Origin of the sequence: Streptomyces sp. NPDC002935 (genome assembly GCF_040611295.1) — a bacterium.
In the GTDB taxonomy this organism is placed as follows: Bacteria; Actinomycetota; Actinomycetes; order Streptomycetales; family Streptomycetaceae; genus Streptomyces.
Genome location: NZ_JBEXNW010000010.1, coordinates 51,927 through 66,243, shown reverse-complemented (window position 1 = coordinate 66,243; position 14,317 = coordinate 51,927). Strand labels below are relative to the sequence as shown.

Below are 14,317 nucleotides of genomic sequence, written 5' to 3'. Positions count from 1 at the left end.
TTTGATGGCGGGGGTTTCGCGAACCGGGTGTTCGCGAAACCCCCGCCGTCGTCATGAACAGACCTTGCCGTCCTTCGGCACCGTCCCGTCCAGCAGATAGCTGTTCACGGTCGAGTCGACGCAGTCGCTCCCACTCCCGTAGGCCCCATGGCCCTCGCCCTTCCAGGTGAGCTCCACGCCGACGCCCTTGCCGAGCTCGTCCGCCATCCTGCGGGCACCCTCGTAGGGTGTCGCCGGGTCCCCGGTGTTGCCGACGATCAGGACGGGTTCGGCTCCGGGCGCACTGACCTCGGGGGTGTCGTACTGACCGGACACCGGCCAGTCGTGGCACCAGCCCGCAGTGTCCCAGCCCATGAACTCCCCGAAGACGGGCGAGATCTTCTCGAACTCGGGCAGCCGCTTCCTCGTCTCCTCGGGAGTCGGGCGCTGCTTGTCGTCCAGGCACGATATGACCCGTTGCGAATGCGTCGTCGTGCCGTAGCGCCCCGAGGCGTCGCGTTCGTTGTACCTGTCGGCGAGCGTCAGCAGGGCCGAACCGTCCCCTTCCTCGGCGTCCTTCAGAGCGCCGGTGAGGGTCGGCCAGCCCTCCTTGCTGTACAGCGGCAGCACGATGCCGGTGAGGGCCAGGGTCTGGCTGAGCTTGCGCCCGCCGGCGGTGGGCAGCGGCTTCGCGTCGATCCGCTTCAGCAGGTCCGCGATCTTCCGGGAGCCCTGCTTCGGGTCCTGGCCGGTGGACTTGAGGTAGTCGTCCAGGGCGCGCTGGAAGCCCAGGGTCTGGTTCTTGGCGTGGCCCACGGTGTCGGCGCTCGGGTCGACGACCGCGTCCAGCACCAGGCGTCCCACGTTCTTCGGGAACAAGTGGGCGTACACGCCGCCCAGTTCGGTGCCGTAGGAGATGCCGAAGTAGTGCATCCGGCCGTCGCCGAGGACCTGGCGCATCAGGTCCATGTCGCGGGCCGTGTCGGTCGTCGAGACATGGGACATCAGAGCCCCGGCGGCTTTCTCGCAGCCCTTGCCGAAGTCCGTGGCGTCCTTGAAGTACGCCGCCTCCTCGGCCGCGTCGTCCGGTGTGGCGTCCACCGACTCGGAGGCCTGGATCGCCTTGTCCCCGCGGCACCGCACGCCTTCGCTGGCGGCCACTCCGCGCGGGTCCCAGCTCACCAGGTCGTAGCGGTCGTGCAGCGAGCCGACGACGCTCTCGTACGACGGCATCGTGGAGATGCCCGAGCCGCCGGGGCCACCGAAGTTGAACAGGAGCGAGCCGATGCGCTTGTCCTGGCCGCCGGTCGCCTTCGAGCGGATGAGCGCGAGGCCGATCGTCCCGCCACCCGGCTTCGCGTAGTCCAGCGGCACCTTGAGCGTCGCGCACTGCCAGCCGCTCCCGGGCGCGGGGGAGTCCGAAGTGCCTTTGCAGCGGCCCCAGTCGAGTTTTTGCGAGGTGAGTGAGGCGGGCAGCCCCGACCCGCCGGAAGACGGCGCGGTGGCCGACGGTCCGTCGCCGTTCTTCCCCTCGTCCTTGCCGTCACCGGACGAGCCACCGCTGCAGCCGGCCACCAGCAACGCGGCGGCGGCCGCGGCCGTCCACCGAGCGAAACGTGTCATGAGCGTCCCCCCTTGCCCGTGGTCCGCCCGAAGTCGCGGATCACATGCAGGCAATAGTAGGCGGCTGCCGCCGACCAACGCCGAGACCTGTGGATAACGCCCTGACCTGCGACTTTCTAGGAGCAGACGGTGTCGGCCGACGGCACGGTGCCCTGCAGTAGATAGCCGTTCACCGCGCCCTGCACACACTTGTTCTTGCTGTCGTACGCTCCGTGCCCCTGGCCCTTGTACGTCAGCTGGACTCCGACGCCCTTGCCGAGCGCATCCACCATCGCCCGAGCGCCCTCGTACGGGGTGGCGGGGTCGCCGGTGTTGCCGACCACGAGGATCGGTGCGGCGCCGGGGGCGCTCACGTCCGGGTGATCGGCCGCTCCCGCCACGGCCCAGTCGGTGCAACTGACCATGCCCCAGGCCAGATAGTCGCCGAACAGCGGGGAGGCGGCCCGGAACTCCGGAACCTTCGACTGCACATAGTCCGCGGTGTAACGCGGTTTGTCGTCGGCGCAGTTGATGGAGATGTTCGCCGCGGTGATGTTGCTGTACTGGCCGTTCTCGCTGCGTCCGTTCATCGAGTCCGACAGCAGCATCAGCACCCTGCCGTCGCCGTCGTACGCCTGCTGAAGTCCCTCCGTCAGGTACTCCCAGAAGTCCTTGGAGTACAGCGACTGCGCGATGCCGCTGGTCGCGGCGGTCTGGGTGAGCTCGCGCGGGAAGACACCGGGGATCGGCTTGGTCTCGAGGTCCTTCAGCAGTTCGGCGATGCGGTCCTTGACGTCCTGCGCGGTGTCACCGATGGGGCAGTCTTCGACCTTCGAGGTGCAGTCCTCGGCGAAGTTGTCGAGCGCGAGCTGGAAGCCCTTGGCCTGTCCGAGGGAGCTCTGTTCCGCGTTCTCTGTCGGATCGACGACCCCGTCGAAGACTGCGCGGCCCACGTTCTTGGGGAACAGGTGGGCGTAGACCCCGCCCAGTTCGGTGCCGTACGAGATGCCGAAGTAGTGGAGTTTGTCGTCGCCGAGGACCTGCCGCATCAGGTCCATGTCGCGGGCCGCGTCCGTGGTGCGCACATGGGGGAGGACCTTGCCGGAGTTCTTCTCGCACGCCTCGTTGAACGTCCTGGTGTTCCGCAGGAGTTCTTGCTGCTCGGCGGTGTCGTCCGGAGTGCCGTCCTGTTGGAAGTACTCGTCGAGCTGCTGGTCGTTCTCGCATTTCACGCCCGCGCTGCGGCCGACGCCACGCGGATCGAAACTCACCAGGTCGTAGCGGGTGCGCAGGGCCGCGTAGCCCTTGCCGAAGGCGGGCAGGGTGGTGACGCCCGAGCCGCCAGGGCCTCCGAAGTTGAAGATGAGCGAGCCGATGCGCTTGCTCGGCTCGCCGCTCGTCCTCGCCCGGATCAGCGCGAGCCCGATGGTCTTGCCCTTGGGGTCGGCCCAGTCGAGGGGCACCTTCAAGGTGGCGCACTGCCACTCCGTACCGCCGGGCAGGGGTGAGGGGGCGTTGCCGCCGCCCTCGGCCTCGGAGGGTGCCGGGCACTCCTTCCAGCTCAGCTTCTGTGCCGTCAGATCCTCGTCCTTGGACTCACTGCTGCAGCCGGACACCCATGAGGTCAGCAGGACGGCGGTGACGGTCAGGGCAGCGGCGCGCAGCTGAGCGGGGTTCGGCATGTTCCCCATCCTGCGGGCGCCCCGGGTGGGGCGCTCGGGGCACGAGCCGTGTGGGTGAGGGCGTACCGGGAGGCTCGTGCGTGAGGTGTACGGCGGTAGGTACGGGACGGTCCGTACGCGGGGCCGAGGCGCGTACGGGACCGTCCTGGCGCGGACCCTAGAGCGCGCCCTTGCGTGTCAGATGGTTGAAGAACAGCCACCCCGGCAGCACCGGAATCCACAGCGTCAGGAGCCGGTAGAGCAGCACCGCGGGCGCCGCGACCTCCTTGGGGAGGCCGACCGCGATCAGGCCGACGGTGAGGGTCGCCTCGACCGCGCCGACACCACCGGGGGTGGGCGCCGCCGAACCGAGCGCGTTACCGGCGAGGAAGACGACGGCGACACTGGCGAGGCTGAGTGTGGTCGTCTGCTCGTTGCCGAACGCGCGGATCGACGCGTCCAGGCACATCACGAAGCAGGCCGTCAGCAGCAGCATGCCGCCGATGCCGGTGACGAGCTTCTGCGGGCGCTGCAGCACGTCGAGCATGCGCGGTACGACGCCCGCGAACAGCGACCGTACGCGCGTGGAGACGAACTTGCGCAGCAGTGGCACCGACGTCACCACGAGGACGAGAACCGCGACGGTCAGCAGACCCGCGATGACCGTACGGGACGGCGACAGGGAGGGCGTCTTCTCCGTACCGGTCAGATAACCGAAGGAGAGCAGCATCAGGATGTGGCAGCCGAGCCCGAACAGCTGCGACGCGCCGACGCTCGCCACCGCGAGTCCGGGCCGCACGCCGGCCCGCTGCAGGAAGCGCGTGTTGAGGGCGACGCCGCCGACCGCGGCGGGCGCCACGATCTTCACGAACGAACCGGCGACCTGCGCCGCCGCGGTCCGCATGAACGGCACCCGCTCGGGCACGAAGCCGAGCAGGCTCATCGCCGCCGCGAAGTAGCTGAGGGCGGAGAACAGCGCGGCCGCCGCGACCCAGCCCCACTCGGCGTTGTCGAAGAGGGTTCCGAACTCGATGTGGGTGAGCTGGGTCAGCAGGAAGTACGCGCCGATCGCTCCGGCGATGAAACTGATCAGCGTGCGGGGCCGGACCCGCTCCAGGCGGGCGGGCTCGACGGGTGCCTGGGGCCTGATGAGCAGCACCTGGTGGCGGATCTGGGTGAGCAGATCCTCCTCGCGCGCCTCGTCCAGGGCCTCGTCGATCGCCCGCTTCTCGGCGCGCTGTTCGGCGCGTACGGCCTTCTTGCCGGGCTTCTCCGGTACGGGCGTGGCCGCTTCCGTCGCTTCCTCGGCGCGGGCGAGCCTGGCCTGCCGTGAGGCCTCCAGCACCGCCTCGCGTTCGCGCTGCGAGCGTTCCCGGGCGAGTTTCCGCAGTGTCGCGCGTGTGGAGCGCGTCAACGCGATCGGCTGGAGCATGGGCAGGCAGTTCGCGACCGCGTCCGGGCCGAGCACGCCGACCGCCGACGCCACCGCCCGCTCGGCGCCCACACGCAGTCCGAGGGTGGTCACCAGCTGGGCGATGTCCACGCGCAGCAGCAGATCGCCGGCCGCGATCTCGCCGCCGCGCAGATCGGTGAGGATCACCGTGCCGGAACGATCCACCAGAATGGCGTCGCCCGCGAGCCGGCGGTGCGCGATGCGCCGGGACTGGAGCGCCTGGACCTGGTGCCAGGTGTCGCGCAGCAGATCGTCGGTGACGAGCTCGTCGGGCAGCGAGTCGAGGGTGCGGCCGCCGGTGTGCTCGTAGACGAGCATCACGGCGTCCGGGCCCAGCTCGGAGGTCGCGATCAGCTTGGGCGCGTTGGCCCCGGCCGCGATCGCCGCGTACGCGAGGAGGGCTTCCTGCTCCAGGGCCTGGCGCAGCGACTGCAGGCTGCGGCGTGTGGTGATGCCGCGCAGCGTCAGACGGCGCCAGACACGGTAGAAGAAGCCCTGCGCCTGCTGCTCGCGGTCGACGACCGTGACGTCAAGCGGCGGGCCGTCCTCCAGGGTGACGAAGTAGCGCCGGCCGCGGTCGCCGCTCTCCGTGGCCTCCGGCACCTCCTCGCGGGCCGCGCTGACCGGGTGGAAGCCGACGTGCCGAAGGCCCGCCATCAGCGTCCGCCCGGTGGGCCGCACGTTCGGCGAACCGACCGCGTACAGCGTCCCGTAGGCGACGGTCCAGCCGATCAGCACCGTCAGGATGATCGAGAACGGCGTCGTGTAGCCGGTCACCAGCATGGAGAAGGCGTCGAGGAGCAGCACGACCCAGAGCACGCCGCGCCAGCGCGGTCTGCGGGACATGCCGACGGCCGTCATATAGGCGATGACCGGTGCGAGGTAGCCGTGCACCGGGTCGGTGAGGGCGTGGATGTCACCCGGCGAGGGCTGGGTGAGTGCCTCCTGGATGGAGTCCGGGGCGCCCTTCGCGACCCAGAGGTCCGTGGCGAGGGTCACTCCGTGCGCGAGGACCGCGGCGAGGACGCCGTCGGCGATGCGCAGTCCGTCGCGCTTGATCAGTCGCTCGATGGCGAAGGCGACCGGTACCAGGAGGATCGCGATGCTCGACGCCAGCCCCGCGATCTTGATCAGTAGATCGGGTGCCTGCCCGGTGCCCTTGTTGATGTCCTGTTCGAGCCCCGAGGTGGTGCCGTGCGCGAACGCGGCGATGGCGAGCAGCACCACGATCGCGAGAACGCCGACCAGGAGCCGCATCAGGTCGGACGGGCGGTGCACGCGCGCGGGGAGCAGCGGCTCGTCGCCTTCGACCTCGTCGGCGTGGGCCTCGTCGGCACAGTCGGCGTCCCGCTTGACCTGCGGCTTCTCGTCTTCGCGGGCCCTGGACACGGTGTCGTGGGTCTCAGGAGGCGCTTCCTCGGCCTCGGCTTCGGACGCTTCGGACGTCACGGCGGCGGACTCGCCCGCCCTGTCGTCCGTGTCCTTCTCGTCGCCGCCGACGGTGTCCGGGCGTGACGAGGCATCGGAGGTGCCCTCCGCGTCTTCGGGGTGCACGCCCTGCTGCCTCATGGTCTCTTCTTGATCTCGTATCACCAGTCACCGCCCGCACGATGGTGGCATGCCCGACCGACACACGGGGGCATCAGGGTGCAAATGCGGGGCCCACAGCCCGTCCCAAGCGTCACTCCGGGGCGAGGGATCCGCACGGCCGCCGCCGGGTCACGTTGTCGGTGGGGTGGGGCAGGATGGGGCGGATGAGCGAGGAGAGCCTTCCGGTGGACGCCCTGCCGGAGTACGCGGAGCGGGTCCTTGAAGTCGCCGAGCTGATCCCGCCCGGGCGCGTCATGACGTACGGCGACGTCGCGGAATGGCTGGAACAGGGCGGGCCGCGGCAGGTGGGCCGTGTGATGGCCCTCTACGGCGGAGCGGTTCCGTGGTGGCGTGTCGTACGCGCCGACGGTGCGCTGCTCCCCGGCCACGAGCTGGACGCGCTGGCCCACTACCGCGCCGAAGGCACGCCTCTGAAGGAGGCGAGCCGGGCCTCCGAGGGGCATCTGCCACGCATCGACATGAGACGGGCGCGATGGGACGGAAGCGAACGCGCGGAAGGTCACACCTGACAGCTTCGGGCATTCACGGGGCCGAAGGGGAAACTGAGGCCCGTACGAGGGAAACGAGGCACATCCGTGACATGCCGTACGTTCGTGAAGGGCGGGACGCGCGTGGCGTGAGGGAAGAATCGGAAGCCCTCCTTCCGCGAACCGCACCGGCGTAGCGTCGTCGGGACGCGTCCCCCTCACCCCGCGGTCACCGCCCTTGACGCGCGGCAGTCCGCCAACCAGTACGACCACCAGGACCGGCGAACCACGTGAGCTCCACTTCTTCCACCAGGCGCCTGACGCACCCCCCGGTGCGCCAGGGGGCCCGCGGTGCGTACCGGCTGGTGCGCACTCCGCCGGCCCGGGTGGATCCCCCTCGTCTTGACGCAGGACAACGCGCGGTGGTTGACCACGGGAGCGGTCCGCTGCTCGTGCTCGCGGGTCCCGGTACGGGCAAGACGACCACGCTCGTCGAATCCGTGGCCGCCCGGATCGCGCGGGGCGGCGACCCGGAACGGATCCTGGTCCTCACGTTCAGCCGCAAGGCGGCCGTCGAGCTGCGCGACCGTATGGCGCTGCGCATAGGGGCCGCCCGTGCCCCTCGGGCCACCACGTTCCACTCCTTCTGTTACGCCCTGGTCCGCGCCCACCAGGACAGCGACCTGTTCGTGGAGCCCCTGCGGCTGCTGTCCGGCCCCGAGCAGGACGTCGCCGTGCGCGAGCTGCTCGCGGGCCAGCCCGGCCTGGAGCGGCTGGGCCTCGCCCATGTGCGCTGGCCGGACGAACTGCGCGCCTGCCTGACGACGCGCGGGTTCGCCGACGAGGTCCGCGCGGTCCTCGCCCGCAGCCGGGAACTCGGGCTCGGCCCCGACGCCCTGGAGGCCTTCGCGCGGCGCATCGGCCGCCCGGACTGGGGCGCGGCGGCCGCCTTCCTCGCCGAGTACCTCGATGTCCTCGACATGCAAGGAGTCCTCGACTACGCGGAACTGGTCCACCGCGCGGTGCTCCTCGCCCGGCGCCCCGAGGTCGCCGAGCGGCTCGCGGCGCAGTACGACGCCGTCTACGTGGACGAGTACCAGGACACCGACCCCGCGCAGGTGCGGCTGCTGCACGCCCTCGCGGGCGGCGGGCGTACCCTCGTCGCCTTCGGCGACCCCGACCAGTCGATCTACGCCTTCCGCGGCGCCGACGTGAACGGCATCCTGGACTTCCCCGATGCCTTCCCGCGCGCGAACGGCCGCCCGGCCCCGGTCGAGGTCCTCAGGACGTCCCGCCGCTCGGGCGCCGCCCTGCTGGAGGCCACCCGCCGCCTCACCCAGCGCATGCCGCTGACCCGCCTGCCGGCGGAGAAGGTCCGCGCCCACCGCGACCTGTCCCCGGTACGCGACGGGGGACACACCGAGGTCTACACGTACCCGACGTCCGGCACGGAGCTCGACAACATCGCGGACATCCTGCGCCGCGCCCACCTGGAGGACGGTGTTCCCTGGGGCGACATGGCCGTCCTGGTGCGTGCCGGTTCCCGGACGATCCCCACGATCCGGCGGGCGCTCACCTCCGCGGGCGTGCCCCTCGACATCGACGGCGACGATCTGCCCCTGCGGCACGAACCCGCCGTCGCGCCGCTGCTGACGGCGCTGCGCGCGGTGGCCCGGGCGGAGTCGGAGCCGGGCGCGGTCGCTGGTGCGCAAGGGGTGTCCGATGCCGAGGCCGAGACACGTGCCGAGGTCTCCGTGGATGCCGATGCGCCGGAGGCCGGCGATGCCTCCGAGGGTGCTGAGGCGCCGGAGAACCCCGAACTCCCCGAAGTCCCTGAAGGCACCGAAGGCACCGAAGGCACCAACGAGGCGGAGGACGCCGGAGGCCCCGAAGCCTCCGAACGCGTCGGCCCGCTCCAGGACACCGGCCCGCGCGCGGACACCGCCGACGACGTGCACGTCGCGTCCTGGCTCGACATCGAGACCGCGCTCACCCTCCTCGCCTCGCCTCTCGCGAGCATGGACGCCGCCGACCTGCGACGCCTGGGGCGGGCGCTGCGAGAGGAGGAGCGCGCCGCCGGAAACCTCGTACCGCCGCCGTCCGACGTCCTGCTCGCCCGCGCGCTGGCCGAGCCCGAGCGGCTCGTCGCGCACGACCCGGCGTACGCCCGAGGGGCCCAGCGCCTCGGCGCGCTGCTGCGCAAGGCACGTCAGCGACTCGCGGGCAGCGGGACGGCCGAGGAGGCCCTCTGGGACCTGTGGGAGGGCACACCCTGGCCGCAGCGCCTGGAGCGGGCCGCACGGCGCGGCGGCGCGGCCGGGCGCAACGCCGACCGGGACCTCGACGCCGTGTGCGCGCTGTTCGCGACCGCCGGGCGCGCGGAGGAGCGCACCGGAGGCCGTGGCGCCCTGAACTTCCTGGAGGAGATCGACGCCGAGGACATCGCGGCCGACACGCTCACCCGCAGGGCTGTCCGCCCCGATGCCGTACGCCTGATGACGGCCCACCGCTCCAAGGGCCTGGAGTGGCGCCTCGTCGTCGTCGCGGGCGTCCAGGAGGGCCTGTGGCCTGATCTGCGCCGCCGCGGGTCCTTGCTGGAGGCCGACCGCATCGGGCGGGACGGGCTCGCCGAACCCCTCACCCCCGGGGCGCTCCTGTCCGAAGAGCGTCGGCTGTTCTACGTGGCCGCCACGCGTGCGCGTGAACGCCTGGTCGTGACCGCCGTGAAGGCGCCCGCCGACGACGGCGACCAGCCCTCGCGCTTCCTCACCGAACTCGGCGTCGAACCCAAGGACGTGACCGGCCGCCCGCGCCGCCCCCTGTCCGTCGCCGCCCTGGTCGCCGAGCTGCGCGCCACCACGGTCGACCCGCGCGTCTCGGAGAACCTCCGGCAGGCCGCGGCCCGCCGGCTCGCCCGGCTCGCCGCGCTCGCCGACGAGGACGGCCGCCCGCTGGTCCCCTCCGCACACCCCTACCGCTGGTGGGGCATGTACGAGCCGACGGAGAGCAAGGTTCCGCTGCGCGACCGCGACCAGCCCGTCGTGCTCTCCGGCAGCGCCCTCGACCAACTCGCCAACACCTGTGCCCTGCAGTGGTTCCTGGGGCGGGAGGTGAAGGCCGACGCGCCCGCGACGGCCGCCCAGGGCTTCGGGAACGTGGTGCACGTCCTCGCCGACGAGGTCGCGTCCGGACGTACCCCCGCCGACCTCGACGTCCTCATGGAGCGCCTCGACTCCGTGTGGAACGCGCTCGCCTTCGACGCGCCCTGGAAGTCCGCGCAGGAGAAGGAGCACGCGCGCGTGGCGCTCGAACGCTTCCTGAAGTGGCACGTCATGGACCGCACCGGCCGTACGCCGGTGGCCAGCGAGCACGACTTCGACGTGACGCTCGAAGCGGGCTCCTACGAAGTACGCATCCGCGGCTCCATGGACCGCGTCGAGACGGACACCGAGGGCCGCGCCTACGTGGTCGACTTCAAGACCGGCAAGCAGGCGCCCAGCGCCGCCGAGGTGACCCACCACCCCCAGCTCGCCGTCTATCAGCTGGCCGTCGGCGAAGGCGCGGTCGACGACGCCTTCGACGGCGTACGCCCCGAAGCGGGCGGCGCCGAACTCGTCCAGCTCCGCCAGGGCGCCGCGAAGAAGAACGGCGGCGAGACCCTCCCCAAGGTGCAGGCACAGGAGCCGCTGGAGGGCGAGTGGGTCGGCGACCTCCTGGCGAACGCCGCCGGCAAGGTCCTCGACGAACGGTTCTCGCCGACCACGGGACAACACTGCACACACTGCTCGTTCCGGGCATCCTGCAGTGCCCGGCCGGAGGGACGCCAAGTCATCGAGTGACGTACGGCACCACATGTGCTGACCAGGGGTTCTTTCGCCCCGGACACCGATGTGGCCACCGCTGTCAGTGGACGCCGCTAGCCTCTCCGACATGCCCGCCCGTATCACCGACCCCGAGCAACTCAAAGAGCTCCTCGGCATCCCGTTCACCCCGGAGCAGACGGAGTGCATCACCGCACCGCCCGCCCCGCAGGTGATCGTGGCCGGAGCCGGATCGGGCAAGACCACGGTGATGGCGGCACGCGTCGTGTGGCTGGTCGGCACCGGGCAGGTCGCCCCCGAACAGGTCCTCGGCCTGACGTTCACCAACAAGGCGGCGGGTGAACTCGCCGAACGCGTCCGCAAGGCGCTCGTCAAGGCGGGCGTCACCGACCCGGACGTCATCGACCCCGACAACCCGCCGGGCGAGCCGGTCATCTCCACGTACCACGCCTTCGCGGGCCGCCTGCTCACCGACCACGGCCTGCGCATCGGGCTCGAACCGACCTCCCGGCTGCTCGCCGACGCCACCCGCTACCAGCTCGCCGCACGCGTGCTGCGCGAGGCCCCGGGCCCCTATCCGGCGCTGACACGCTCCTTCCCGGACCTCGTCGGCGACCTCCTGACGCTCGACTCCGAGCTCTCCGAACACCTCGTACGGGCGGAGGACCTGCGCGCCTACGACGCCGAGCTGCTGCGCACCCTGGAGGGCGTCGGACTCACCAACGCGGACCTGCGCAAGATCCCCGAGGCCGCCGCCGCCCGGCGTGCCCTCGCCGAGCTGGTGGGCCGCTACCGGGCGGCCAAACGCGAACGCGACCTCCTCGACTTCGGCGACCAGATCGCCCTCTCCGCCACCCTGGCCCGCACCCGTCCAGAGGTCGGAGAGATCCTGCGCGACGAGTTCCGGGTGGTCCTGCTGGACGAGTACCAGGACACGTCGGTGGCCCAGCGCGTCCTGCTCGCCGGACTGTTCGGCGACGGCACCGGGCACCCCGTGACCGCGGTCGGCGACCCCTGCCAGGCGATCTACGGTTGGCGCGGCGCCTCCGTGGCCAATCTCGACGACTTCCCGGAGCACTTCGCGCGCCCCGACGGCCGCCCCGCGACCCGCCAGTCGCTCAGCGAGAACCGCCGCAGCGGTGGCCGGCTCCTCGACCTCGCCAACGGCCTCGCGGAGCCGCTGCGCGCCATGCACGCGGGCGTGGAGGCGCTGCGGCCCGCCCCCGGAGCCGAGCGGGACGGCCTGGTGCGCTGCGCGCTGCTGCGCACCCACGCCGAGGAGATCGACTGGCTCGCCGACTCGATCGCCCATCTCGTACGCACCGGCAAGGAACCCGCCGAGATCGCGGTCCTGTGCCGCACCGCCACCGACTTCGGAGAGATCCAGGGCGCACTCGTCGCCCGCGACATCCCCGTCGAGGTGGTGGGCCTCTCCGGTCTGCTGCACCTGCCCGAGGTGGCCGACCTCGTCGCGGTCTGCGAGGTTCTCCAGGACCCCGGGGCGAACGCCTCCCTCGTCCGTCTGCTCACCGGCCCGCGCTGGCGGATCGGCCCGCGCGATCTCGCCCTCCTCGGGCGCCGCGCACGTCTGCTCGTGTCCCACGCGCGCGTGGGGGCCGACGACGATCCGGACCGCCGGCTCGCCGCGGCCGTGGAGGGGGTCGACCCGGCCGAGGTGATATCGCTCGCCGACGCCCTCGACACCTTCCTGGAGACACCCATCGAGGCCGCGGGGGACGACGACGGGCTGCCCTTCTCGCCGGACGCGCGCGTGCGCTTCGCGCGGCTCGCCGCCGAACTTCGCGACCTGCGCCGCTCGCTCGCCGACCCCCTGATGGACGTCCTGCACCGAGTGCTGGCCGTCACCGGACTGGAGGTCGAGCTCTCCGCGTCCCCGCACGCCCTGGCCGCCCGCCGCCGCGAGACCCTGTCGAACTTCCTGGACGTCGCCGCGTCCTTCGCCTCCGGCGACGGCGAGGCGAGCCTGCTGGCCTTCCTCGGCTTCCTGCGCATTGCCGCGCAGTACGAGAAGGGCCTGGACAACGCCCTGCCCGGCGGCGAGAACACCGTCAAGGTGCTCACCGCGCACAAGTCCAAGGGCCTGGAGTGGGACGTGGTCGCCGTCCCCGGCCTCGTCAACGGCACGTTTCCCAGCAGCCAGGGCCGCGAGAAATGGACCGCCCAGGGAAAGGTCCTGCCGCACAAGCTGCGCGGCGACGCCGACACCCTGCCCGACATCGACACCTGGGACGCCAGGGGCGTCAAGGCCTTCCACGAGGCCATGAAGGACCACCAGCACACCGAGGAACTGCGCCTCGGCTATGTCACGTTCACCCGCCCCCGCTCGCTCCTGCTCGGCTCCGGCCACTGGTGGGGCCCCTCCCAGAAGCGACCGCGCGGCCCCTCGGACTTCCTGCACGCCCTGTACGACCACTGCGCGGCCGGACACGGCGAGATCGAGGTCTGGGCGGACGAACCCGCGGAGGACGAGGACAACCCGGCCCTGCACGAGGCGGCCGCCGACCACGCCTGGCCGCTCCCGCTCGACGGCGCGGCCCTCGCCCGGCGTCGCACGGCGGCGGAGACCGTACTCGCCCACCTGGAGCGGGTCGCGTCCCACGACGAGGCCCACCCGGGGGCCGACGCCCGCCGACCCGCCGCCCACGACCCTGCCTCGCACGACGATCCGGAGTGGCCGCCTCCGCCCGACGACGACATCCCGCCCTACGACGAGGGCGACCTTCCCGAGGACGATTTCCCCGAAGGAGACCTGCCCGAGGACGCCTTCCCGGAGGGCGACTTCGCGGAGACCGCCCTGCCCGAGGGCGACGACTCCGACTGGGACTCCTGGACGACGGATCGACCGGGGGACCGCCCGGCCGATCGCGGGAACGGGCGCCCGACGGTCCCGCACCAGGCCCAGGGCCCGTCCCCGGCCGCCCGCTCGCACCCCCAGACCGGGAGCGCGCGCCTCACGCCCGAAGAGGCCCGCACCCTTGCCTCCTGGGACCGTGACCTGGACGCGCTGACCGGCGAACTCCTGCGCACCCGCGCCACCGTCACCGACGTACCCCTGCCGGCCTCGCTCACCGCCTCCCAGCTGCTGCGCCTGGCCGCCGACCCGGACGGCTTCGCACAGGAGCTCGCACGGCCCATGCCGCGCCCCCCGCAGCCCGCCGCGCGCCGGGGCACACGCTTCCACGCCTGGGTGGAGTCCCGCTTCGAAGAGCTGCGGCTGCCGATGCTGGAGCCCGAGGAACTGCCCGGCAGCGAGGCGGAGATCGCCGACGAACGCGACCTGGAAGCTCTGAAGGACGCCTTCGAACGCACTCCCTACGCGCACCGCACCCCGTACCGCGTCGAGGCGCCCTTCCAGCTCGCGATCGCCGGACGGGTCGTCCGCGGCAGGATCGACGCCGTCTACAGGGAGGGCGACGGCGACGGGACGACGTACGAGATCGTCGACTGGAAGACCAGCCACGACCGCACCGCCGACCCCCTCCAGCTCGCGGTGTACCGGCTGGCCTGGGCCGAGCAGCGGCGGGTGCCCCTGGAATCCGTCACGGCCGCGTTCCTGTACGTCCGCGACGGCGCGGTCGTACGACCGGACGGCCTCCCGGACCGTGCCGCACTGGAGCGGCTGCTCACCGAGGACCCGGCGGGTCCCCGGGACGTGGCTCCCGGAGAACCGCCGGACGAACACGCCTCTGTGGGCGGATAGGC

Annotated in this window: 6 protein-coding genes; 3 read left to right on the top strand and 3 right to left on the bottom strand. The window is 71.9% G+C overall.

The window, feature by feature from the left end:
• Positions 1 to 51 precede the first annotated feature (51 nt).
• The 3 genes from ABZX90_RS15650 to ABZX90_RS15640 form a co-directional block, all read right to left on the bottom strand.
• Positions 52 to 1,602 carry an alpha/beta hydrolase gene (locus tag ABZX90_RS15650; protein ID WP_355205166.1) on the bottom strand — a complete coding sequence of 517 codons (1,551 nt, stop codon included), beginning with the start codon at positions 1,600 to 1,602 and terminating at the stop codon, positions 52 to 54.
• Between the two features lie 116 nt (positions 1,603 to 1,718).
• Positions 1,719 to 3,263, bottom strand: coding sequence for an alpha/beta hydrolase (locus ABZX90_RS15645; RefSeq protein ID WP_351128880.1), 1,545 nt, complete (start codon positions 3,261 to 3,263; stop codon positions 1,719 to 1,721).
• A gap of 157 nt (positions 3,264 to 3,420) precedes the next feature.
• On the bottom strand, positions 3,421 to 6,264 hold the full coding sequence (locus ABZX90_RS15640; RefSeq protein WP_355205163.1) for a lysylphosphatidylglycerol synthase transmembrane domain-containing protein: 2,844 nt from the start codon (positions 6,262 to 6,264) through the stop codon (positions 3,421 to 3,423).
• Positions 6,265 to 6,449: 185 nt separating this feature from the next.
• Between ABZX90_RS15640 and ABZX90_RS15635 the strand changes: the two genes are divergently transcribed.
• The 3 genes from ABZX90_RS15635 to ABZX90_RS15625 all read left to right on the top strand — a co-directional run bounded on the left by ABZX90_RS15635 (position 6,450) and on the right by ABZX90_RS15625 (position 14,315).
• The gene (locus tag ABZX90_RS15635; protein ID WP_351128884.1) at positions 6,450 to 6,815 is read left to right on the top strand and encodes an MGMT family protein; all 366 of its coding nucleotides are present in this window, start codon (positions 6,450 to 6,452) and stop codon (positions 6,813 to 6,815) included.
• A 248-nt stretch (positions 6,816 to 7,063) separates the two neighbouring features.
• Entirely contained in the window at positions 7,064 to 10,612 is a 3,549-nt protein-coding gene (locus ABZX90_RS15630) for a UvrD-helicase domain-containing protein (RefSeq protein WP_355205160.1), read from the top strand.
• Between the two features lie 91 nt (positions 10,613 to 10,703).
• Positions 10,704 to 14,315: an ATP-dependent DNA helicase gene (locus ABZX90_RS15625; RefSeq protein WP_355205157.1), complete on the top strand. Its 3,612-nt coding sequence runs from the start codon at positions 10,704 to 10,706 to the stop codon at positions 14,313 to 14,315.
• The last annotated feature ends 2 nt before the right edge of the window (positions 14,316 to 14,317 follow it).